The organism is Stenotrophomonas mexicanensis (assembly GCF_032911605.1).
GTDB classification, from domain to species: domain Bacteria; phylum Pseudomonadota; class Gammaproteobacteria; order Xanthomonadales; family Xanthomonadaceae; genus Stenotrophomonas; species Stenotrophomonas maltophilia_A.
The window spans coordinates 86751-106971 of the sequence record NZ_JAWJTG010000002.1; the positions used below are offsets into that span (position 1 = coordinate 86751).

The 20221-nt window shown below is 67.6% G+C and carries 25 protein-coding genes; 12 read left to right on the forward strand and 13 right to left on the reverse strand.

What is annotated here, in order from left to right:
• Positions 1–35 precede the first annotated feature (35 nt).
• Together fabA and fabB are read left to right on the forward strand one after the other, a co-directional pair.
• The gene (gene fabA / locus R1L06_RS02065; protein WP_005407930.1) at positions 36–551 is read left to right on the forward strand and encodes a 3-hydroxyacyl-[acyl-carrier-protein] dehydratase FabA; all 516 of its coding nucleotides are present in this window, start codon (positions 36–38) and stop codon (positions 549–551) included.
• Complete coding sequence (gene fabB, locus R1L06_RS02070) at positions 551–1759, forward strand: beta-ketoacyl-ACP synthase I (protein ID WP_317216797.1); 1209 nt, start codon at positions 551–553, stop codon at positions 1757–1759. The genes fabA and fabB overlap by 1 nt, the downstream gene beginning before the upstream one ends.
• A 60-nt stretch (positions 1760–1819) precedes the next feature.
• Here the strand turns inward: fabB and R1L06_RS02075 are convergent, their stop codons facing one another.
• Genes R1L06_RS02075 through R1L06_RS02085 form a run of 3 tightly spaced genes read right to left on the reverse strand, consistent with a single transcriptional unit; the run spans position 1820 to position 4262 of the window.
• Positions 1820–2503 carry an HAD family hydrolase gene (locus tag R1L06_RS02075; protein ID WP_317216798.1) on the reverse strand — a complete coding sequence of 228 codons (684 nt, stop codon included), beginning with the start codon at positions 2501–2503 and terminating at the stop codon, positions 1820–1822.
• On the reverse strand, positions 2500–3201 hold the full coding sequence (locus R1L06_RS02080) for a pseudouridine synthase (protein WP_317216799.1): 702 nt from the start codon (positions 3199–3201) through the stop codon (positions 2500–2502). Before R1L06_RS02080 ends, R1L06_RS02075 begins: the two co-directional genes overlap by 4 nt.
• Complete coding sequence (locus R1L06_RS02085; protein ID WP_032128737.1) at positions 3198–4262, reverse strand: class I SAM-dependent methyltransferase; 1065 nt, start codon at positions 4260–4262, stop codon at positions 3198–3200. Before R1L06_RS02085 ends, R1L06_RS02080 begins: the two co-directional genes overlap by 4 nt.
• Positions 4263–4418: 156 nt before the next feature.
• On the opposite strand from R1L06_RS02085, the gene R1L06_RS02090 reads away from it, so the two are divergent.
• Complete coding sequence (locus R1L06_RS02090; RefSeq protein ID WP_005407925.1) at positions 4419–4682, forward strand: hypothetical protein; 264 nt, start codon at positions 4419–4421, stop codon at positions 4680–4682.
• A gap of 160 nt (positions 4683–4842) precedes the next feature.
• On the opposite strand, the gene R1L06_RS02095 is transcribed toward R1L06_RS02090, so the two are convergent.
• A complete protein-coding gene (locus R1L06_RS02095; RefSeq protein WP_032128738.1) occupies positions 4843–5133 on the reverse strand; it encodes a DUF3247 family protein in 291 nt (96 codons plus the stop codon).
• Between the two features lie 43 nt (positions 5134–5176).
• On the reverse strand, positions 5177–7165 hold the full coding sequence (locus R1L06_RS02100; RefSeq protein ID WP_032128739.1) for a hybrid sensor histidine kinase/response regulator: 1989 nt from the start codon (positions 7163–7165) through the stop codon (positions 5177–5179).
• 244 nt (positions 7166–7409) lie between these two features.
• Between R1L06_RS02100 and R1L06_RS02105 the strand changes: the two genes are divergently transcribed.
• On the forward strand, positions 7410–7973 hold the full coding sequence (locus tag R1L06_RS02105) for a DUF3016 domain-containing protein (protein ID WP_317216800.1): 564 nt from the start codon (positions 7410–7412) through the stop codon (positions 7971–7973).
• Between the two features lie 105 nt (positions 7974–8078).
• Here the strand turns inward: R1L06_RS02105 and alr are convergent, their stop codons facing one another.
• A complete protein-coding gene (gene alr, locus R1L06_RS02110) occupies positions 8079–9149 on the reverse strand; it encodes an alanine racemase (RefSeq protein ID WP_317216801.1) in 1071 nt (356 codons plus the stop codon).
• Positions 9128–10432 (reverse strand): D-amino acid dehydrogenase, encoded by a 1305-nt coding sequence (locus R1L06_RS02115; protein ID WP_032128742.1) that lies wholly within the window; start codon positions 10430–10432, stop codon positions 9128–9130. The genes alr and R1L06_RS02115 overlap by 22 nt, the downstream gene beginning before the upstream one ends.
• A 149-nt stretch (positions 10433–10581) precedes the next feature.
• Between R1L06_RS02115 and R1L06_RS02120 the strand changes: the two genes are divergently transcribed.
• Entirely contained in the window at positions 10582–11061 is a 480-nt protein-coding gene (locus R1L06_RS02120) for an Lrp/AsnC ligand binding domain-containing protein (RefSeq protein WP_005407919.1), read from the forward strand.
• 56 nt (positions 11062–11117) lie between these two features.
• On the opposite strand, the gene R1L06_RS02125 is transcribed toward R1L06_RS02120, so the two are convergent.
• Both R1L06_RS02125 and R1L06_RS02130 read right to left on the reverse strand, forming a co-directional pair.
• On the reverse strand, positions 11118–11306 hold the full coding sequence (locus tag R1L06_RS02125; RefSeq protein WP_149909008.1) for a lana protein: 189 nt from the start codon (positions 11304–11306) through the stop codon (positions 11118–11120).
• Positions 11307–11450: 144 nt separating this feature from the next.
• Positions 11451–11828 carry a classical arabinogalactan protein 4 gene (locus R1L06_RS02130; RefSeq protein WP_317216803.1) on the reverse strand — a complete coding sequence of 126 codons (378 nt, stop codon included), beginning with the start codon at positions 11826–11828 and terminating at the stop codon, positions 11451–11453.
• A gap of 140 nt (positions 11829–11968) precedes the next feature.
• Between R1L06_RS02130 and msrB the strand changes: the two genes are divergently transcribed.
• From msrB to R1L06_RS02155, 5 genes are all read left to right on the forward strand, one after another.
• The gene (msrB, locus tag R1L06_RS02135; protein ID WP_005415117.1) at positions 11969–12436 is read left to right on the forward strand and encodes a peptide-methionine (R)-S-oxide reductase MsrB; all 468 of its coding nucleotides are present in this window, start codon (positions 11969–11971) and stop codon (positions 12434–12436) included.
• Positions 12437–12526: 90 nt separating this feature from the next.
• Complete coding sequence (motA, locus tag R1L06_RS02140; RefSeq protein ID WP_032128746.1) at positions 12527–13381, forward strand: flagellar motor stator protein MotA; 855 nt, start codon at positions 12527–12529, stop codon at positions 13379–13381.
• A gap of 3 nt (positions 13382–13384) precedes the next feature.
• Positions 13385–14323, forward strand: a complete 939-nt coding sequence (gene motB / locus R1L06_RS02145) for a flagellar motor protein MotB (protein WP_317216804.1) — start codon at positions 13385–13387, stop codon at positions 14321–14323.
• Positions 14324–14418: 95 nt separating this feature from the next.
• Positions 14419–14907 (forward strand): hypothetical protein, encoded by a 489-nt coding sequence (locus R1L06_RS02150; protein ID WP_154262166.1) that lies wholly within the window; start codon positions 14419–14421, stop codon positions 14905–14907.
• A 13-nt stretch (positions 14908–14920) separates the two neighbouring features.
• Positions 14921–15196, forward strand: a complete 276-nt coding sequence (locus R1L06_RS02155) for a DUF4031 domain-containing protein (protein ID WP_049398338.1) — start codon at positions 14921–14923, stop codon at positions 15194–15196.
• A gap of 39 nt (positions 15197–15235) precedes the next feature.
• Here R1L06_RS02155 and R1L06_RS02160 read toward each other — a convergent pair whose 3' ends face one another.
• Complete coding sequence (locus R1L06_RS02160) at positions 15236–15778, reverse strand: DUF6630 family protein (RefSeq protein ID WP_049398337.1); 543 nt, start codon at positions 15776–15778, stop codon at positions 15236–15238.
• Between the two features lie 90 nt (positions 15779–15868).
• Here R1L06_RS02160 and R1L06_RS02165 point away from each other — a divergent pair, with 90 nt between their 5' ends.
• A complete protein-coding gene (locus tag R1L06_RS02165) occupies positions 15869–16117 on the forward strand; it encodes a DUF3297 family protein (RefSeq protein ID WP_049456360.1) in 249 nt (82 codons plus the stop codon).
• A 101-nt stretch (positions 16118–16218) separates the two neighbouring features.
• Here the strand turns inward: R1L06_RS02165 and R1L06_RS02170 are convergent, their stop codons facing one another.
• From R1L06_RS02170 to R1L06_RS02180, 3 genes are all read right to left on the reverse strand, one after another.
• On the reverse strand, positions 16219–17868 hold the full coding sequence (locus R1L06_RS02170) for a Na+/H+ antiporter (protein WP_032128751.1): 1650 nt from the start codon (positions 17866–17868) through the stop codon (positions 16219–16221).
• Positions 17869–17985: 117 nt separating this feature from the next.
• Positions 17986–18774, reverse strand: coding sequence for a dioxygenase family protein (locus R1L06_RS02175; RefSeq protein ID WP_317216805.1), 789 nt, complete (start codon positions 18772–18774; stop codon positions 17986–17988).
• Positions 18775–18805: 31 nt separating this feature from the next.
• Positions 18806–19216 carry a DoxX family protein gene (locus R1L06_RS02180; protein WP_317216806.1) on the reverse strand — a complete coding sequence of 137 codons (411 nt, stop codon included), beginning with the start codon at positions 19214–19216 and terminating at the stop codon, positions 18806–18808.
• 96 nt (positions 19217–19312) lie between these two features.
• On the opposite strand from R1L06_RS02180, the gene R1L06_RS02185 reads away from it, so the two are divergent.
• Positions 19313–20194, forward strand: a complete 882-nt coding sequence (locus tag R1L06_RS02185) for a LysR family transcriptional regulator (protein WP_317216807.1) — start codon at positions 19313–19315, stop codon at positions 20192–20194.
• Positions 20195–20221 lie beyond the last annotated feature (27 nt).

Here is a 20221-nt window from a genome sequence, read left to right on the forward strand (position 1 = left end):
GTTTCCCTGTTTCCCCGCTTCCAGGATTGTGCTTCATGACCCGTCTCCACGCGTTCAACCGCGAACAGCTGCTGGCCAGCGCACGCGGTGAACTGTTCGGCACCGCCGCCGGCCGTTTGCCCAACGATCCGATGCTGATGTTCGACCGCATCACCGACATCCGCGAGGACGGCGGACCGCATGGCAAGGGCATGGTACGCGCCGAACTGGATATCCGCCCGGACCTGTGGTTCTTCGGCTGCCACTTCATCGGCGACCCGGTGATGCCCGGCTGCCTCGGCCTGGATGCCATGTGGCAGCTGACCGGCTTCTTCCTGACCTGGCTGGGCGCCCCCGGCAAGGGCCGCGCACTGGGCTGCGGCGAGGTGAAGTTCACCGGCCAGGTACTGCCGGAGGCCAAGCTGGTGCGCTACGAGATCGACATCAGCCGTGTCATCAACCGCAAGCTGGTGATGGCCCAGTCGGACGCCCGCATGTACGTGGATGACCGCGAAATCTACAGCGCGCGCGACCTGCGCGTCGGCCTGTTCACTGAAACCGGGAGCTTCTGATGCGTCGCGTCGTCATCACCGGCATGGGCATCACGTCCTGCCTCGGCAATGATCTGGATACCGTTTCGGCTGCGCTGCGCGAAGGGCGCTCGGGCATCACCGCCCTGGCCGACCACGCCGAAGCGGGCCTGCGCAGCCAGGTCGGCGGTCGCGTCGACCTCGACCTGGAGGCGCTGATCGACCGCAAGCAGAAGCGCTTCATGAGCGATGCGGCGGCCTTCGCCTACCTGTCCATGCGCGATGCGATCGCCGATGCCGGGCTCAGCCCCGAGCAGGTCAGCAACCTGCGCACCGGCCTGATCGCCGGTTCCGGCGGCGGCTCCAGCGAATGGCAGATCGGCGCGGTCGACCTGCTGCGCGAACGTGGTGTGCGCAAGGTCGGCCCGTACATGGTGCCGCGCACGATGTGCTCGACGGTCTCGGCCTGCCTGGCCACCGCCTACCAGATCAAGGGCGTCAGCTACTCGCTGTCAGCCGCCTGTGCGACCTCGGCACACTGCATCGGCGCCGCCGCGGACATGATCCGCCATGGCGCGCAGGACATCATGTTCGCCGGTGGCGGTGAAGACCTGCACTGGTCGATGAGCGTGATGTTCGATGCGATGGGTGCGCTGTCGACCAGCTTCAACGAGACCCCGGCCAGCGCCTCGCGTCCGTACGACAAGGACCGCGACGGCTTCGTCATCGCCGGTGGCGGCGGCATGCTGGTGCTGGAGGACTACGACCACGCCGTTGCGCGCGGCGCGCACATCCATGCCGAGCTGATCGGCTATGGCGTGACCTCCGATGGCGCCGACATGGTCGCGCCGTCCGGCGAAGGCGCGGTGCGCTGCATGAAGATGGCGCTGCAGGGCGTCGACCGCCCGCTGGACTATCTCAACACCCACGGCACTTCCACGCCGCTGGGCGACGTAACCGAGCTCAACGCGATCCGCGAAGTGTTCGGCGATGCGGTGCCACCGCTGTCCTCGACCAAGGCGTTGTCCGGCCACTCGCTGGGTGCGGCCAGCGTGCATGAGGCGATCTACTGCCTGCTGATGATGCGCGATGGCTTCGTTGCCGGTTCGGCCAACATCGGCGAACTGGACCCGAAGGTGGAAAGCTTCCCGATCCTGCGCGAGAGCCTCGAGCAGAAGCTGGATACGGTGATGTCCAACAGCTTTGGCTTCGGTGGCACCAACGCTGCACTGGTGTTCGGGCGGGTGTGATGGGGCAGGTGTGCCGACCAACGGTCGGCACCCACCTGGGCGGTGGTCGGTACCTACCGGTTATTTCGGCAGCAGCGGCAGCAGCAGCGCGTGCGCGTCCACCAGCGAGCCGACGATGCGGTGGCCCAGTGCGCGCAGCTCTTCATCCGGATGCACCAGGTCCGGCACCTGGATCACGGTCATGCCTGCCGCCAGCGCTGCACGCGTGCCGGCCGGTGAGTCTTCCAGCGCCAGGCAGCGCTCGGGCACCTGGCCCAGCCGCTGCGCGGCCAGCAGGTAGATATCCGGCGCCGGCTTCGGCCGCGCCACATCACCACTGGTGATCACGGCATCGAAATACGGCAGCAGGCCGGCAGCGGCCAGCTTGCGGTTGGCCCGCGGCTGCCGCGTGGTGGTTGCCACCGCGCGCGGTACCGCGTGCGCTTTCAGCAGCTCCAGCAGCTCCAGAATGCCCGGACGCAGCGGCAGGCCGGTCTGTGTGCGTGCTTCGTACAGCTCATGGCAGCGTGCGGCCACCGCTTCGATCACGCTTTCCTCGATACCCTGCGCACGCAGCAGCGCGTGCGTGTCACGGTCACCGAGGCCGACCATGCGCAGGAACACGGTCTCGTCCAGGCCCAGCCCGAATTCGTCGGCCGCCTCGCTCCAGCAGGCCAGCGAGACCCGCTCGCTGTCGATCATCAGGCCGTCCATGTCAAAGATGACGGCGTCGGGCAGGAACGGCAGCGCAGCGATGGTGGTCATGGAGCGAACAGCGTATCCAGATCGGTGGAGGTGAGCTGCCGCCATTGCCCCTCGTCCAGTCCCTGCAGGTCCAGCCCGCCGACACGGCTGCGGTGCAGGGCCTGCACGTGGTTGCCGGTGGCGGCGAACATGCGGCGTACCTGATGGTAGCGGCCTTCATGCAGCACCAGGCGTGCGCGGCGCGCATCCAGCACTTCCAGTTCAGCCGGCAGCAGGGGGGTCTTCTCGGACTCCAGCATCAGCGTACCGCTGGCGAACAACGCCACTTCGTCGCCGCGCAGGTCGTCGCTCAGTTCCACTTCGTAAACCTTGGGCAGCTTCGACTTCGGCGAGATGATCCGGTGCAGCAGGCCGCCATCGTCGGTCAGCAGCAGCAGGCCGCTGGTCTCGCGGTCGAGGCGGCCCACGGTGGACAGCACCGGATCGCGGTCACGGAAGCGCGGCGGCAGCAGGTCGTAGATCAAGCGGCCGGTGTCCTTGGTCGAACAGGTGTAGCCGGCCGGCTTGTGCAGCGCGATCGACAGCCCCACCGGCGGGTCCAGCGGCTCGCCGTCGACCCGGATCGCCTCGTGCGGCACCTGGTCGTCGGCATACAGCACCTCGCCGCCGGCGTCGGTGACGCGGCCTTCGCGGAACATCCACTGCACCTGCTTGCGGCTGCCATAGCCCAGGTTGGCAATAAGCTTGACCAGCTTCACTTGCCCTTCCCCTTCACCGCTTCCACCAGCTTGAAGCCATCACGCTCGGCGATCACGCGCACCGCGCCAAAGCTCTCGTTGAGCGTGTACTCGTACGGCAGGTGGCGGTTGGCCACCACGTACAGGCGTCCGCCCGGGCGCAGCGCCTGCGCGGCCACGGCGATGAAGCGCTGGCCGATATCCGGGCGATCGGCGCGCGAGGGCGTGTGGAACGGCGGGTTGCTGATGATGACGTCGTAGCCCGGCTCGATGCCGGCGGTGACGTCCTGCCACAGGAAGCGCAGCGGCAGCGCGCGCGGCGGCGGCGCCAGGTTCAGTTCGGCCAGGGCCAGCGCACGCTGCTCGGCTTCGTACAGATCCAGCGCGGTGATCTTCGGGCAGCGTTCCAGCAGCTCGCGCGACAGGTAGCCATAGCCCGCGCCGAGGTCGGCGGCACGCCCGGCCAGGTCGGCCGGCAGGTGCTCGGCCAACAGCGCCGACGCCGGGTCGATGCGATCCCAGGCGAACACGCCCGGGCGGCTGAGGAAACGGCCGCCGACGATCGGCCGCACCGCATCCAGTGCCGACCAGCGCTTGGCCAGGTCGGCGTCGTGCTGGCCCTGCATCGGGGCGGTCCAGTACACGCGGCAGTGGTTCTTGGTCAGGCTGCCGCCGAGGCCGGTCAGTTGCTTGAGGTCGCCCTCGCCCGAACGTGCGCCTTCGTTGTTGGACTGGCAGGCGACGATGCGGCCGCCGTCGGCGACCAGCGCCAGCGCGCGCGCGAACAGGGCACGGGCCTCCTCGCGCTGGCGCGGCGGCAGCACCAGCACCAGCGGGTAGCGGCCCTTGCCGGCCACATCATCCAGCTGGCCGCTGACGGTCCAGCCGGCGGCCTGCTGCAGCGGCTGCGCGAACGGGGCAAAGCTCTGCTCGCAATGCACTTCGCGGTTGCCGGCCACTTCGCGCAGCGGCCAGCCGTCGCGGGCACGCAGGAAGGCCACCGGGCCCTCCGGCCAGCGCAGGGCGCCTTGGGAGAACGGCAGGAACAGGGTCTGCAGGGGGGCGTCGTCGCTGGAGGCCATCGGCGCGGGTACTTCAAGCGTGAGGGCCGTCCATTGTACCGGCTTGGCCGGGCCGGCCCCGGCGGCCGCTTTGCGAAACCCGAACGGGGCCTTGATCTGCCAGCAACATTGAAACGTTCAGGGTAGAGGCTCCCCCGGAAACCCAGGAGAACCTGCATGCGAGCCTTGTTCGTCGGTGGCGTGGTCGACAACAGTGAAATGGACCTGGAAGGCAGCCATCCGCCCGTGCATTACCCCGAGGACACCGGCGGTGGCCACTCGCGCTACCGGCTGCACCAGGTCGGCCATGGTGCCGACGGAAGCGTGGCCTATGCGGTGTACGGCGCACCGGACCTGGCCGACGACGAGGTGGCGAGGGTCGCGGAAGAACGCGCCTACGCGCGCCGGTTCGAGGCGACGCCTACGTTGTTCGAGCATTGATCCAAACAGCCACGCATGGCGTGGCTCTACTGCAACCTCTGGAAAATCCACGCTGTGCGTGGACGGCATGAGGCCTGGCCGATGACGAGGTCACGCACATCCATGCGTGGCCCTTTCCAGTAGATCCACGCCATGCGTGGATGGGGTTGGCAGGTTGCCGTCAGACCCTGGGCGGCAACCTGCGGATGCTGGCGATCTCGTCCAGCCACACGTGGTGCTGCTGCACCGGCGTATCGTAGTCATCCAGCCGCAGCTGGCCGTTGCTGCCTTCGTCGCCGGCCTCGTTGCGGTATTGCTGCACCGTCGGTTTCACGGCGACGGTGCCGAGCAACCGGCGACCATCCTGCAGGGTCAGTTCCACCTGCGTTTCGCCTTCCAGCTGCGGCAGCAGGGCTTCCAGGCGCGCGATCTGCGCCGGATCGGTATGGATGCGGGGAGCTGTACGGGACATCGGCGACCTCCTGCGTGCAGGGTCGCCGATCGGCCGTGAATGCTCAGTGCAGCGCGCTGTCCGCGCGTGGCACCTGCACTTTGCGTACCGCAGCCACCAGCTGTGCCACCGAGTACGGCTTGGCCACGTGTTCCTGGAAGCCCGACGCCAACGCTCGGCGCCGGTCATCGGCACGTGCCAGCGCGGTCACGGCAACCGCCGGCAGGGTCATCGCATCCACGCCCATGTCCTCGCGCAGCGTGCGCACCAGGCCATAGCCATCCATGCCCGGCATGCCGATGTCGGTCAGCATCACGTGGTACTGCAGGTGCCCGGTATCGGCCAGCAGCGCCAGCGCTTCACCGGCCGAGCTGGCTGCCGACACGCTTGCGCCCTGCTCTTCCAGCATGCGCCGCAGGTACTCCAGCACTTCCGGCTGGTCTTCCACCGCCAGCACGTGCATGCCACGCAGCGGATACGGCTCGACGATCACCGGCTCCAGGATCGGTCCGCTGATCACTTCGCGCAGCGGCCGCCGTTCGGCATCGGGAATGTGCTGCGGCAGGCGCACGGTGAAGGTGGCGCCGTGGCCATGGCCCTCGCTGGCGGCGGCGACGGTACCGCCATGCAGTTCGACCAGCTGCTGCACGATTGCCAGACCCAGGCCGAGGCCGCCATGCCGTCGGGTGGTGGTGCCATCGGCCTGGCGGAAGCGGCTGAACAGATGATTGAGGAATTCGGGCGCGATGCCGTCGCCGGTGTCGCGCACGGTGATCACCCAGTGGTTGCCGTCGGCCTGCAGCTGCAGATCGATGCGGCCTTCGGCCGGGGTGAACTTGATCGCATTCGACAGCAGGTTCCACAACACCTGCTGCAGGCGGGTGGCATCGCCCAGCACCAGGCTGGGCTGCTCCGGCAGCTGCAGGCTCACGTCCAGCGCCTTGCCTTCGGCGACCAGCTCCTGCGCGCCGATGGCTTCGCCCAGCAGGTCGCGCAGGTCCAGTATCTCCACCTCCAGCTGCACCTTGCCCAGCAGCATGCTGCTGAGGTCGAGCATGTCCGAGATCAGCCGCTTCTGCGCACCGGCGCTGTTGGCGATCACGTTCAGGCCCTTGTACAGCGGGCTGGTGTTGTCCACGCGCTGCAGCAGCAGCTCGCTCCAACCGAGGATGGTGGTCAGTGGCGTACGCAGTTCATGCGACAGCGTGGCCAGGAACTCATCCTTCAGCCGCGCCATGTTCTCGGCTGCGCTGCGCGCGGCACGCTCGGACTGCAGCAGCTCCTCGCGGGCCAGTTCGATCTCGCGGCGTTCGGTCACGTCCGGGCTGCTGCCGGCCAGGCCGATGAAGCGGCCCATCCGCGAGAAGCGCGGACGCGCGTTCATCTCCAACCAACGCCAGTCGCCATCGGCGCGTCGGGCCCGCACCAGCGCATGCATCGACCGCTGCGCCTTCAGCGCTTCCTGCAGTTCGTACTCGAACACCGACGCATCGTCCGGGTGCACCAGGCCACGCCAGACGTCTTCCGGCACGCGCGTCTCGTCGCCGCCGAAGAACTCACTGAAAGCGCTGTTGACGAAACGGGCATGGCCGCGCTCGTCGAGCACCCACACCGGCATCGGCAGACCGTCGGCCAGCGCACTGAAGCGGGCTTCGCTTTCGCCCAGCTCCACTTCCATCTGCTTGCGCGCGGTGATGTCGAAGAACAGGATGCCGACCTTGTCCTCACCCGGGCGGCCCACGCGCACCGCATCCACCGCGAACGAGCGGCCCAGCGCACGCGCTTCCATCTCGAACTGTGCCGGCCGGCCACTGCGGGCAACTTCGCCGTAGATGCGGAACCAGTCTTCCTCGTGGCCCGGTTCCAGCGCCGTCATGCGCTGGCCACGCGCATCCTTCAGGCCGGTGTGGCGCTCGAAGGCGTCGTTGACCTCGATGAAACGATAGTCGACCGCACGATCGCCCTCGAACAGCACCTGGATCACGCAGAAACCGGCGTTGATGCGCTCAAGCACGCCATGATGCAGGTCGGGTTCGGGCGCCGGCACCATCATCGGTGGGCGCTCCACGAGGGGCGGCAGTGTGGACAAGGGCGTCAGTGCAGGCCGGGTTGGAGGCACAGCATCTTCCAAAGGGCGTATTCACAGCGTCAAGCGCCGTCAGTCATGGTTGACGACGATGAATTGGCGGCAACCACTCTTGCGCATGACGCAATCTGCCATTGCGGCGGCCCGGCCGCAGGATCACACTCGATCTGTGATCAACATCGTCCCCATCGCGGGGACGCAGGAGACCGTCATGAAACGCTCACTCGCGATTGCCCTGCTGGCAGGCGCCCTGGTGGCGGGCGGCGCCAACGCTGCACTTCGCACCGTGACCGATGCGGACGCGCCACGTGCGTTGCAGGCCGATGGCCCGGTCAGCGTGAAATGGGAGGACCCGGCCAAATTCACCGAGATCCGCCAGAGCACCAACCGCTTCGAGGCCGAGCGTGGCGACTGGGTACAGCAGCTGGCACGCTACCTGCAGACCACCGCCGCCAAGCCGCTGCAGCCTGGGCAGACCCTCGATGTGACCCTGGTCGACATCAAGCGCGCCGGTGACTACGAGCCGTGGCATGGCCCGCGTGGCCGCGACATCCGGATCATGCGTGACATCTACCCGCCGCGGATCAGCCTGCAGTACACGTTGAAGGACGCCAGCGGCCGTATCGTCAGCGAGGGCGATGCGCGCCTCAGCGATACCGGCTACCTGCACAACCTGGGGCTGAAGAGCGACAGTGATCCGCTGCGCTACGAGAAGCGCCTGATCGATGACTGGGTGAAGCGGCAGCTGGCCAGCCAGGCCACCGCCGCACGATGATCCCGGGCGGCGCGACCCACCGGTAGGTGTCGACCTTGGTCGACACGCATTCAAAGCGCCGACCAAGGTCGGCCGCTACCAGAGCCGTGCACGGCCAGCGTTCGGTCAGTCCTGATAGACCTTCGCCACGCGCTTGACCGCGCAGGGCAGCTGGTACGCACTCACGCCGCAGCGCGGCGCCAGTTCGGACAGCGTCGGTGCACTGCCCCACAGTTCCACCACGCTGCCGATGCCGGCCTGCGCGTGCGCGGTCAGGTCCACGGTCAGCATGTCCATCGACACGCGCCCGATCAGGGCACCGGGCTGACCATCGATCAGCGCCGGGGTGCCATTCGGGGCAAACTGCGGATAACCGTCGGCATAGCCGAGCGCGACCACGCCCACGCGGGTGCGTGCCTTGGCCACGAAGCGGGCGCCATAGCCCACCGGCTCACCGGCCTCGATCCAGCGCTCGGCGATCACCCTGGACTGCATCGTCATCACCGGGCGCAGGCGCTCGGTCAACGCGGTGTTGTCCGGCAGCGGGTTGGCGCCGTACAGCATCAGGCCCGGGCGGACCCAGTCGCTGCGCACATCCGGCCAGCCCAGCAGTGCCGGCGAGTTGCACACGCTGGTCTCGCCGCGCAGGCCGTCGATGGCCCGCGCGAAGGTCGCCGCCTGCTCGTGGGTGCGTTCGCTGTCCAGCTCGTCGGCGCGCGCCAGGTGGGTCATCAGCACGATGCGCTCGACCTGCGGCAGCGCCGACAGGCGTGCATGCGCCGCGCGGAAGCTGTCCACGTCCAGGCCGAGGCGATGCATGCCGCTGTCCAGCTTCAGCCACACCGTCAGCGGGCGCGGGCTGTCGAACGCGACCAGGGCTTCCAGCTGCCACGGCGAGCCCACCGCGAACCAGAAATCGTGTTCGGCCACCAGCGCCATGTCGCTGGGCTCGAAGATGCCTTCCAGCAGCAGGATCGGCGCACGGATGCCGGCCTGGCGCAGTTCCAGCGCCTCTTCGATGGTGGCCACGCCGAAGCCATCGGCCTCGCCTTCCAGTGCCTGCGCACAGCGCACTGCGCCGTGGCCATAGGCATCGGCCTTGATGATCGCCAGGGCCTTGCCACCGCCCAGTTCACGGGCGAGCCGGTAGTTGCTGCGCAGGGCGCCCAGATCGATCAGCGCGCGGGCAGGACGCATGTGCGGTTCTCTTGTTGCGGCGCGTGACCGTACTGGCCGTAGCGGAAAATATCCAGGCCTTCGGTGCTGATCTGCGGCTGGCGCGCGCTCATCAGGTCGGCCAGGTAGCGGCCCGAGCCGCAGGCCATGGTCCAGCCCAGCGTGCCGTGGCCGGTGTTGAGGTACAGGTTGCGGAATGGCGTGGCGCCGATCACCGGCGTACCGTCCGGCGTGGCCGGGCGCAGGCCGGTCCAGAACTGCGCGCGCGACAGGTCACCGCCCTTCGGGTAGAGATCGCTGACCACCAGCTCCAGGGTCTCGCGACGGCGCTGCGACAGCGACAGGTCGAAGCCGGCCACTTCGGCCATGCCACCGACGCGGATGCGGTCGTCAAAACGGGTCACCGCCACCTTGTAGCTCTCATCGAGGATGGTCGAGGTCGGCGCCATCGCCGGGTCGGTGATCGGCAGGGTCAGCGAGTAGCCCTTCAGCGGATACACCGGCAGGCGCATGCCCAGCGATGCGACCAGCGCCGGCGAATAGCTGCCGAGCGCGACCACGAAGCGGTCGGCGGTTTCCAGCTTGCCGTCGATGCGTACGCCGGTGATGCGATCGCCATCGAACTCCAGGCCGGTGATGTCCTGGTCGAAACGGAACTCGACACCGGCATCCACGCACATCTGCGCCAGGCGGCGGGTGAACAGCTGGCAGTCGCCGGTCTGGTCACGCGGCAGGCGCAGCGCGCCGACCAGGCCATCGACATGGGCCAGGGCCGGTTCGGCCTGGATGATGCCGGCGCGGTCCAGTACCTCGTACGGCACGCCGTACTGGGCCAGGATCTCGATGTCCTGCGCCGAGGCATCAAGCTGCTGCTGGGTGCGGAACAGCTGGGTGGTGCCCAGGTCGCGGCCTTCGAACTCGATGCCGATCTGCGCGCGCAGCTCGTTCAGGCAGTCGCGGCTGTACTCGGACATGCGCACCATGCGCGCCTTGTTGATCGCGTAGCGCTCGTGGGTGCAGTTGCGCAGCATCTGCCACAGCCAGCGGTACTGGGCCAGGTCCATGCCCGGCTTGATCGCCAGCGGCGCATGCTTCTCGAACAGCCAACCGATGGCCTTCTTCGGCACGCCCGGGGCGGCCCACGGCGAGGTGTAGCCGAACGACAGCTGGCCGGCATTGGCAAAGCTGGTTTCCAGCGCCGGGCCGGGTTGGCGGTCGATGACCGTGACTTCAAACCCGGCCTGTCGCAGGTACCAGGCACTGGTGGTGCCGATCACGCCGCTGCCGAGAACTAGGACTCGCATGGGACTTCTCCAACCCGATCATTCCCTGCACTGGAGCGTGCCGGGACCATAATTGGGGAAGTATAGACAGCCATTCCCAGTTGATTTGCCTGATTTGCAATCAACCGGCAGAATGTTCCCCTGCAATTCATTCCCCAAGGTTGACGGCCATGGCCACCCGTACCCGCGAACTGGACAAGATCGACCGCAAGATCCTGCGCATCCTGCAGGCCGAGGGCCGTATCTCCTTCACCGAACTGGGCGAGCGGGTCGGCCTGTCGACCACCCCGTGCACCGAGCGCGTGCGCCGGCTCGAGCGCGAAGGGGTAATCACCGGCTACCACGCCCACCTCGACCCGGCGGCGGTGAAAGCCAGCCTGCTGGTGTTCGTGGAGATCAGCCTGGCCTACAAGTCCGGCGACATCTTCGAAGAGTTCCGGCGCGCGGCCCTGAAGCTGCCCAACGTGCTGGAGTGCCATCTGGTCTCGGGCGACTTCGATTACCTGCTGAAGGCACGGATCAGCGAAATGGCCTCCTACCGCAAGCTGCTCGGCAGCACCTTGCTGACACTGCCGCATGTACGAGAGTCGAAGAGCTACATCGTGATGGAAGAAGTGAAGGAAACGCTGAGCCTGCCGATTCCGGATTGAGTCCGGAACGGTAGTGGGGCCAGATCCCGTGCAGCGGGCTCTGACCCCCGGGTCCGTCAGCGCTGCTGCGGATGCTTCTGCGAGCGCTGTTCCTGCTGCTTGCCACCCTTGTGCGGCTGCTGCGGCTCCATCTGCTGCTGTTGCTGTTGCTGCTGTTGTTGCTGCGGGTTGCGGCCCTGCGGTTCCTTGCCGGGATGACGGTTCTGCTGGTTTTTCATGATCGCGATCCAGTGGACGAAGGACATGCGGCGGCGGAATGCCGGCGCACGGTCACGTTGGTCCCGGAACGGTTAATCGCAGGCGAAAAAGCAGTGATCTGCAGCAGGTTGTTTTCGTGCGTTCAGGCCGGACAGCGTGCGGTAGCCGCCAACCTCGTTTGGCACCCGAGATCAGCGCTTGATCTGCTGGCCATCGCCGGCCGGCACGCTGTCGTAATAGCGGCCAGTACGCGAATCGAACACGCGGTTCGGACCGGCCGGGCGTACCCCGGGGACGATACGGCCATTGCGGTCGTACACCTTGTCGGCCGGCTTCGGCGCCGGGGTGGGCGCGATCTGGGCGGGGCCGGTGGACCTGATCGGCTGCGCCGGCTGCGGCGACGGCAGGACCTGCGGCTGCGGGCGGGCGGCCTGCGGCGGCGGCATCACCGGCTGCGGTGCCACGGTGGTGGCACTGCGGGTGGCGGTCGGGCTCGACGACGTCGGTACCTGGGCCTGCACGACCAGGGGCACCAGGGCCATCAACAGCAGGGAAAGGGTCGGTTTCATGTCACGCTCCGGCGTGGATCACATGTACCTTGCGCCTGCACCTGTGTGCCGGCCATGAACGGCCATCACACTTGCAAGCGCGCGCCGGCACCCCCACGTTTTCCGCCATCCCCAGGCCATCAACCCCACGGAGCGCCGCCATGACTGCCTTCGACCTGACGCCCCCCACCGCCACCCAGACCGAGGCGCTGATCGCCGGCCTCAGCAGCGAGGAGCGCCGCGTGCTGCTGCAGCACGGTACCGAGGCGCCGTTCTGCGGCGTGTTCCTCGACAACAAGCGCGAGGGTGTCTACTGCTGCCGGCTGTGCGCACTGCCGCTGTTCCGCTCCAGCACCAAGTTCGATTCCGGCACCGGTTGGCCGAGCTTCTTCGCCCCGTTCGACCCGGCACACGTGCGCGAAATCCGCGATACCAGCCACGGCATGGTCCGCACCGAGATCACCTGCGCGCGCTGCGGCAGCCACCTGGGTCACGTTTTCCCGGACGGCCCGCCGCCCACCTACGAGCGCCACTGCCTGAACTCCGTCTCACTTTCGTTCACCGGCAATGGCGAGCCCTGGCCCGACCCGTTGCAGCGTGGCGGCGCCGAAAGCGGCGTGGCGGGCTGAAACACCCCGTTGACCGATTTCACAGAATTCCCTCTTCAGAAAACCGGGCGACGGGCCGACAAGGAGATATCCCCTCTCCTTGCGTCCCCCATGCTCATCATCGTTGGATTCCTGGTCGTCATCGTCAGCGTGATCGGGGGCTATCTCGGTGCCCACGGCCGCCTGGGTGCCCTCTGGCAGCCCTACGAGCTGGTCATCATCGGTGGCGCCGCGCTCGGCGCCTTCCTGGTCGGCACCCCGGCCAAGACGGTCAAGCAGACCCTGCAGGCCATGGTCGGCGTGTTCAAGGGCCCGCGCTACAAGCAGCAGGACTACATCGATGTGCTCAGCCTGCTCTATGAACTGCTCAACAAGGCCCGCCGCGAAGGCTTCATGGCGCTGGAAGACCACGTCGAGCGCCCGGCCGAAAGCGCGCTGTTCGGCAACTACCCCAAGGTGCAGGCCGACCACCACCTGATCGACTTCATCACCGACTGCCTGCGCCTGATGATCGGCAGCAACATCGAGCCGCACGAGCTGGAGCCGCTGCTGGAACTGGAGCTGGAAAAGCACCACGCCGAGGCCATGGCGCCGTCGCAGGTTCTGACCAAGGTCGCCGACGGACTGCCCGGTTTCGGCATCGTCGCGGCGGTGCTCGGCATCGTCATCACCATGGGTTCGATCGGCGGGGATATCGTCGAGGTCGGCGGCCATGTGGCCGGCGCGCTGGTCGGCACCTTCCTGGGCATCCTGCTGGGCTACGGTTTCGTCGGCCCGATGGCGGCCGCGATGGAAGCGCGCGCCGAGCAGGACAGCCGCATCTACGAATCGGTGAAGACCGCGCTGCTGGCCTGCCTGCGTGGCTACAACCCGAAGATCGCGCTGGAATTCGCCCGCAAGACGCTGCCGTCGAACGTGCGCCCGGCCTTCTCCGATTTCGAGCAGCACCTGAAGACGGTCAAGTAAGCCATGGCCGAGACCAAGCCCACCGTCATCGTCCGCCGGGTCAAGAAGGCCGGCCACGCCGCCCATCATGGCGGTTCGTGGAAGGTGGCCTATGCCGACTTCGTGACCGCGATGATGGCGTTCTTCCTGGTGTTGTGGCTGATGGCCACCACCAACAAGAACGACCGTGCGGCCATTTCCGAGTACTTCCGCAACCCCAGCCCGCTGAGCGGGCAGAACGCCACGCCGGCGCCCGGCATGGCCGGCCCGGGTGGCGCCAGCACCTCGATGATCAAGCTCGGTGGTGCCACCGACATCTCGCGGGGCAGCAGCAACGATCCCTTCCAGAACCAGAAGGAAGCGGTGCCGCAGCCGGTGGACCAGCAGCAGCGCGACAAGCAGCAGCTGGAAGCGCTGATGAAGGAACTGCAGGAAGCGATCAGCAAGAGCCAGGCACTGGAGCCGTTCAAGGACCAGCTGCTGCTGGACCTGACCCCGGAAGGCCTGCGCATCCAGATCGTGGACAAGCAGAACCGGCCGATGTTCGACCTCGGCAGCGCCACGCTGAAGCCGTACACGCAGCAGATCCTGCACGAGCTGGCCAATTACCTGAACCACGTGCCGAACCGGATCAGCCTGACCGGCCACACCGACATCACCGCCTATTCGGCCGCGCGCGGCTACGGCAACTGGGAACTAAGCGCCGATCGTGCCAACGCCGCACGGCGCGCACTGGTGGACGGCGGCCTGGAGGACAGCAAGATCACCCGCGTGGTCGGCCTGTCTTCGTCGGTGCTGTTCGACAAGGTCGACCCGCAGAATCCGATCAACCGCCGCATCAGCATCGTGGTGATGACCCAGGCCGCCGAAGCAGCCGCCCTGGCCGGTGCCGGCCCGCAGGTGGGGCTGTCGGCCCCCGCCGCCGACCCGGACGTGCAGGCCGCGCAGGGGCCGGCAAAGTAAATGGTAGGTGCGGACCTTGGTCCGCACCCACCAGGGGCATGACCCGGCGCACCCGCTACAATGGCGGTCTTTCCGTTTCCAGGTGACTCCACCCCATGTCCCAGAACTCCAAGGCCAAGCGCGACAAGCGCAAGAAGCAGCAGGCCAAGCGCCCGTTCCTCCGCCTGAACGCCCAGCAGCAGGTGCAGAACCATGCCGTGCTGACCAACGAAGACGGCCAGGTGGTCGCGGCCATCGGCCTGCAGGGCCGTGAGTGGCTGCTGGCCATCGGCGGCCAGACCATGGGCAACGCCGAGAACCCGGTGCCGATGCTGGCCATGCTCAAGCACCTGGCCAACGTGCAGGAGAAGGAAGGCCGCAAGGTCAACCTGGAGTACTCCGAACTGCTGCAGAAGCTGCTGGACACCCTGGCCGCCGAATCCGAGCAGACCGCCGACGAGTACCTGGACAAGCTGGTCGCCGAGTTCGAAGGCGTCGACGCTGCTGAGGGCGAGGAAGGCGAAGCCGCCGAGGGCGAGGTGGCCGAAGACGCCGCTGCCGAGGCCGCTCCGGCCGCTGACAGCGACAGCAAGCCGCAGGCCTGAACCGGCCGCGGCGGTGACGGTCTACGTCGATGACGCGGTGCATCCCTGGCGCGGACAGCGCTGGGCGCACCTGATGGCCGACACCCTGGCCGAGCTGCACGCGATGGCGGCGCAGCTCGGCATTCCCCCGCGGGCCTTCCAGAACAAGGCCAGCGGCGCCCACTACGACGTCACCGCCGAGCTGCGTACGCAGGCGATCGCGCTCGGCGCGCAGGCGATCTCAAGGCACACCGACCGCGCGCTGGTCAAAGCGGTGATCGCCAACGCCAGGGCGCAGTACCGGCCGTAGATGGGAGCGCCGGGCATGGCCCGGCGCTACCGATCAATCTCAGAACGGGTCGCTGCCCAGCCGGATTTCCACGTTCAGCAGCGAGCACAGCGCCAGCATCGCGTCGTCGTCGCGGGTCAGCGCCATCACGCCGGTGAAGCCGTCGCTGCCGGCATCCACGCTCCACAGCGTGTAGTTGTGCTCGCGCAGGCGGTCGAAGGCGGTGGACATCAGCTGCACGCCGTCCAGGTCTTCGGCGAAGTCCTCGTCGTCCAGGTCGCCGCCCCAGTCCAGCTGCAGGTTGAAGCGCGCCGACAGCTCGTTCACCGCCGACTGCAGCGATTCCAGGTCATCTCGTTCCACCTCGAAACCGGACTGCCAGGCAATGGCCGTGAACAGCGCTGGCAGCCAGTCGCTGTCCGCTTCCAGCGGCTGCCCGTCCTCGGACAGGTGCTCGCGCCAGCGGTTGAACTGCTGCAGGGCCAGTTCCTCGTCACCCGGGTTGATCAGCACCAGCAGGTTCCAGACCCGCGCCTCGAAGCCGTCTTCGTCGAAGTCGTGGATGTCTTCCTCGAAGTCGAAATAGTCGCTGTTGTCGGGCATGGCGGAGCTTCCTCTGGGGCAAGCCGGCATTCTACGGTTTATCCTGTGCCGCTGAAGCCGGCCTTGGTGGCCGTCACTGTGAATGAAGCGATGAGCGATACCCCTCCCGACCACCTGGCAATCAACCCGGCCAGCCCCTTCCATGATGCGCAGGCGCTGGAGCGCGGCGTTGGCGTGCGTTTCAACGACGTCGAGCGCGACAACGTCGAGGAATACTCGGTCAGCGAAGGCTGGATCCGCGTGCAGGCCGGCAAGGCCCGCGACCGCCGCGGCAACCCGATGACCATCAAGGTCAAGGGCAAGGTCGAGGTGTATTTCCTGGAAACGAAGCCGGAATAACCGGCTTGTGTAGAGTCGAGCCATGCTCGACTGCTTTCCGTTCCGGGTTCATGACGCCTGGGGCAAGAGCAGTCGAGCATGGCTCGACTCTACATTCGGCGTCATTCGCGCTTGCGCGATTCCAGCAGGTCCAGGTTGCGGATCAGGCGCCGTGAGATCTCGTCGGAGATCACCCCGCGCCGGGTCAGCCGGAACAGCTCCTCGCGCTCGGCATTCAGGCCGGCGCTGCGCAGCTGGCGGTAGCCCAGTTCCATGCGCCGCACCTTCTCCGGGTCGACGTCGGGCCCGTCGCTGTCCTTCTCCAGGTGGCGCTGGTAAAGCAGGCTGACCCGCGAGGCGGCATCGTTGTACAGCTGCACGTTCTCGGTGTTCTGGTTCATCACCATCTGCTGGCGCATGCGCTCGACCCCGGCCAGCGCCGCCTTCGACGACAGCCGGCGCGCCAGATCCTCTTCCTTGCGCTCACCCGAATCGGACGGCAGCTGCAGGCCTTTCAACAGCCGCGGCAGCGCGATGCTGGCGCCCAGCAGCGAGAACAGGATCACCGACGCGGCCAGGAAGATCACCAGGTCACGCGCCGGGAATGCACTGCCGTCGGGCAGGAAAAGCGGCAGGGTCAACACGCCGGCCAGGGTAATCGCACCGCGCACGCCGGCCACCGAGGTCGCCACCACGATGCGCCAGTTCGGCGCCTCGCCCCGCTCCAGGCCGCGACGACGCGCGCGCAGCAGGTTCCAGCGCAGCGACAGCCACACCCACAGCAGGCGCAGCACGACCAGTGCCAGATTGATCACCACCACATACACCAGCAGCCACCACGCACTCTGGTGGCCGGTCTCGTTCATGGTGGTGGTGGCGCGTTCGACAATGCCCGGCAGCTGCTCGCCCAGCAGCACGAACATGATGCCGTTGAAGCTGAACTGCAGCATGTTCCAGACCCCGGCGCGCTGCACGCGCATGCTGCCGGAGACGCGTCCGGTCAGCTCGACATAGCTCATCGCGATACCGGCGGCGACCGCGGCGAGGATGCCCGAGGCATGGATCTCTTCGGCCAGCAGATAGGCTGCGAACGGAATCAGCAGGTTGACCAGCATCGCCGCGCCCGGCTCTTCGCCGAAGCGGCGCCACAGCCAGCGCTGGAAGGTCGACACGCCCAGCGTCACCGCCACGCCCACGGCGAGGCCGGCCACCGCCACCCACACGAAGGTCAGCGAGGCGGTGGCCAGCGAGAAGGTGCCGGTCATCACTGCCGCCACCGCGAAGCGGAAGCAGACCAGGCCCGAGGCATCGTTCAGCAGCGACTCGCCCTCAAGGATGTGCATCAGGCGCTTGGGAATCGGCGCCTTGGAAGCGATGGCCCCGACCGCCACCGGGTCGGTCGGCGACACGATGGCCGCCAGCGCGAAGCACACCGCCAGCGGCATCACCGGAATCAGCCAGTGGATGAGGAAGCCGGCGCCGATGACGGTGAACACCACCAGGCCGAACGCCAGCTCGAGGATCGCGCCCTTGTCGCGGAACAGGCCCTGCTTGGGAATACGCCAGCCATCCAGGAACAGCAGCGGCGGCAGGAACAGCAGGAAGAACACCTCCGGCTCCAGCGCGTGGCCGCGGTTGAACACGCCGGCGATGACCGCACCCAGGCCGATCTGCACCAGCGGCAGCGGCAACGAGAACGGCAGGACACGAACCAGGTAGCCGCTGGCGACAACGGCCACCAGCATCGCCAGGACGACTTCAATGGTATGCATGCTTCTTCCAGGAAGCGGCGCGCGGGGAGGCTCGCAAGCCAGCGCCGGAAACCCGGAAAAAACTACCACATGCGGCCATGACCGCGACGGCCGGGGCCGCCGCGCGTCAGCCCCGGCTCATGCCCCGTCGAAGCGGTACAGATCCATGGCGAGGAAGCCAGCATCGATACCGGCGTCGATGCGGCGTGCACCGAAGCCGCCCTCGCCGGCCGCGCCCATCGCGAAGAACAGCGGCAGCAGGTGCTCGTCGGTCGGGTGCGCACGTTCGGCGAACGGCGCCTGCCGGCGGTAATCGAGCAGGGCCTGGCGGTCGTCGGCGGCCAGGCGCTGCTCCACCCACTCGATGAAGGGCCGCACGTACGGCGCTTCCTTGCCGTCCTGGTAGTCGCCCCAGTCGTGCAGGTTGTGGGTGATGCTGCCCGAGCCGACCAGCAGCACGCCCTGCTCGCGCAGCGGCGCCAGCGCGCGGCCGAGCGCGAACTGGTGCTCGGGGCCGAGCATCGGCTGGATCGACACCGGCACCACCGGGATGTCGGCCTGCGGGCGCAGCAGCCGCAGCGGCACCCAGGCACCGTGGTCGAGGCCACGCTGCGGGTCGAGTGCCACCGGCAGGCCAGCGGCGGCGATGCGGCCGGCCACCTCTTCGGCCAGCGCTGGATCGCCCGGCGCCGGGTACTGCAGTTCAAACAGCGCGCGCGGGAAGCCGCCGAAGTCATGGATGGTCGGTGGCTGCGGATGCGCGCCGACCAGCGGCTGCCGGCCCAGCCAGTGCGCCGAGGCCATCACGATGGCGCGCGGCGTCGGCAGGTCGCGCGCCAGCTCGGCCAGGCGCACGCCAACCTGGCCCGGATTCAGGGCGGTCATCGGCGAACCATGCGAGATGTACAGCGAAGGCAGGCGGGACATGGAATTCTCCAGTTGCAGGGTCAGGCGGCGATCAGCGCGAACGCAGGGTCCACTTGCCATCGCCGACTAGGAACAGCACTACCAACGCCAGTGCCCAGAACGCGGGGTATTCCCAGCCGCCGCCGGCATTGGCGAAACCGAAGCCGTTGGCGCCGTGCACGGTGACGATGGTGCCCAGCAGCAGCGGCACACCGACCAGGCCCACCCAGCGTGCGTAGATGCCCAGCAGGAGCGCGACGGTGATCACCAGCTCGACGCCGATGGTGAGGTAGCCGAGCACGCCGGGCAGGCCCAGCGACTCGAAGAACGCCGCCGTGCCGGCCGGGGTGAACACCAGCAGCTTGGTCAGCGCATGGACCAGGAACAGCACGCCCAGGGCCAGGCGCAGCAGGGTGGCGCCGTACGGGGCCAGCGGCGAAACAGGAGCGGTCGTGGTGCGCATGGGGAAACACCTTGAAGGGAGTGGGCACAGGTTATTGCGCCTTCGTGGACCAATAAATACGATGGATTGACCGTATTTATTTCAAAAGGCGCAACAATGGACACCCTCGAGGCGATGCGCGTGTTCGTGGCGGTGGTCGAGCGCAACGGCTTCAGTGCCGCCGCCCAGGCCCTGGATATGTCTACTGCCGGCGTCACCCGCCAGGTCGCCGCGCTGGAAAAGCGCCTGTCCACGCGCCTGCTCCACCGCACCACGCGCCGGGTCAGCCCGACCAGTGCCGGCGCGGCCTACTACGCCCAGTGCGTGCGCCTGCTGGCCGAGTTCGACGCGCTGGAGGCCAGCATCGGCGCGCAGGCGCTGGAGCCCTCCGGCACGCTGCGCATCAACGCACCGGTCAGCTGGGGTATCGCCCGCCTCGGCCCGCTGCTGGCCAGCTACCGCGAACGCTTCCCGCAGGTGGAACTGGACCTGGCCCTGTCCGACCGGCTGGTGGACATGGTCGAGGAAGGCTACGACGTCGCCATCCGCATCACCCGCGAGCCGGGGCCGACGTTGATCGCGCGACGTCTGGGCGAATCGCGGGTGAGCCTGTGCGCCGCGCCGTCCTACCTGGCCGCACGCGGCACCCCACAGACGCCGCAGGACCTGCAGGCACACGCGTGCCTGAGCTACAGCTACTGGGCCGCCGGCAACAACTGGCCGCTGCAGGGGCCCGGCGGCGAAGTGAAGGTGGCGGTGAGCAGCCTGCTGCACGCCAACAACGGCGACGTGCTGCGCGAAGCAGCAATCGCCGGCATGGGCGTGATCCTGCAACCGGATTTCCTGCTGGAAGACGCGCTGGCCGATGGCCGCCTGGTGCGCATCCTGCCCGAATGGGAGGCCTCGCCGATCGGCATCTTCGCGGTCTATACCAGCCGCAGCCATCTGGCACCGAAGGTGCGCAGTTTCATCGACCATCTGGTGGAGGCTGGGGTGTAGCCGAATCTGGCGCTTGCCGGTAGTGCC

Coding starts and splice junctions, on each gene's coding strand:
- fabA (WP_005407930.1), top strand. CDS start 36: ATGACCCGTCTCCACGCGTTCAACCGCGAACAGCTGCTGGCCAGCGCA.
- fabB (WP_317216797.1), top strand. CDS start 551: ATGCGTCGCGTCGTCATCACCGGCATGGGCATCACGTCCTGCCTCGGC.
- R1L06_RS02075 (WP_317216798.1), bottom strand. CDS start 2,503: ATGACCACCATCGCTGCGCTGCCGTTCCTGCCCGACGCCGTCATCTTT.
- R1L06_RS02085 (WP_032128737.1), bottom strand. CDS start 4,262: ATGGCCTCCAGCGACGACGCCCCCCTGCAGACCCTGTTCCTGCCGTTC.
- R1L06_RS02090 (WP_005407925.1), top strand. CDS start 4,419: ATGCGAGCCTTGTTCGTCGGTGGCGTGGTCGACAACAGTGAAATGGAC.
- R1L06_RS02095 (WP_032128738.1), bottom strand. CDS start 5,133: ATGTCCCGTACAGCTCCCCGCATCCATACCGATCCGGCGCAGATCGCG.
- R1L06_RS02100 (WP_032128739.1), bottom strand. CDS start 7,165: ATGATGGTGCCGGCGCCCGAACCCGACCTGCATCATGGCGTGCTTGAG.
- R1L06_RS02105 (WP_317216800.1), top strand. CDS start 7,410: ATGAAACGCTCACTCGCGATTGCCCTGCTGGCAGGCGCCCTGGTGGCG.
- alr (WP_317216801.1), bottom strand. CDS start 9,149: ATGCGTCCTGCCCGCGCGCTGATCGATCTGGGCGCCCTGCGCAGCAAC.
- R1L06_RS02115 (WP_032128742.1), bottom strand. CDS start 10,432: ATGCGAGTCCTAGTTCTCGGCAGCGGCGTGATCGGCACCACCAGTGCC.
- R1L06_RS02120 (WP_005407919.1), top strand. CDS start 10,582: ATGGCCACCCGTACCCGCGAACTGGACAAGATCGACCGCAAGATCCTG.
- R1L06_RS02125 (WP_149909008.1), bottom strand. CDS start 11,306: ATGTCCTTCGTCCACTGGATCGCGATCATGAAAAACCAGCAGAACCGT.
- R1L06_RS02130 (WP_317216803.1), bottom strand. CDS start 11,828: ATGAAACCGACCCTTTCCCTGCTGTTGATGGCCCTGGTGCCCCTGGTC.
- msrB (WP_005415117.1), top strand. CDS start 11,969: ATGACTGCCTTCGACCTGACGCCCCCCACCGCCACCCAGACCGAGGCG.
- motA (WP_032128746.1), top strand. CDS start 12,527: ATGCTCATCATCGTTGGATTCCTGGTCGTCATCGTCAGCGTGATCGGG.
- motB (WP_317216804.1), top strand. CDS start 13,385: ATGGCCGAGACCAAGCCCACCGTCATCGTCCGCCGGGTCAAGAAGGCC.
- R1L06_RS02150 (WP_154262166.1), top strand. CDS start 14,419: ATGTCCCAGAACTCCAAGGCCAAGCGCGACAAGCGCAAGAAGCAGCAG.
- R1L06_RS02160 (WP_049398337.1), bottom strand. CDS start 15,778: ATGCCCGACAACAGCGACTATTTCGACTTCGAGGAAGACATCCACGAC.
- R1L06_RS02165 (WP_049456360.1), top strand. CDS start 15,869: ATGAGCGATACCCCTCCCGACCACCTGGCAATCAACCCGGCCAGCCCC.
- R1L06_RS02170 (WP_032128751.1), bottom strand. CDS start 17,868: ATGCATACCATTGAAGTCGTCCTGGCGATGCTGGTGGCCGTTGTCGCC.
- R1L06_RS02175 (WP_317216805.1), bottom strand. CDS start 18,774: ATGTCCCGCCTGCCTTCGCTGTACATCTCGCATGGTTCGCCGATGACC.
- R1L06_RS02180 (WP_317216806.1), bottom strand. CDS start 19,216: ATGCGCACCACGACCGCTCCTGTTTCGCCGCTGGCCCCGTACGGCGCC.
- R1L06_RS02185 (WP_317216807.1), top strand. CDS start 19,313: ATGGACACCCTCGAGGCGATGCGCGTGTTCGTGGCGGTGGTCGAGCGC.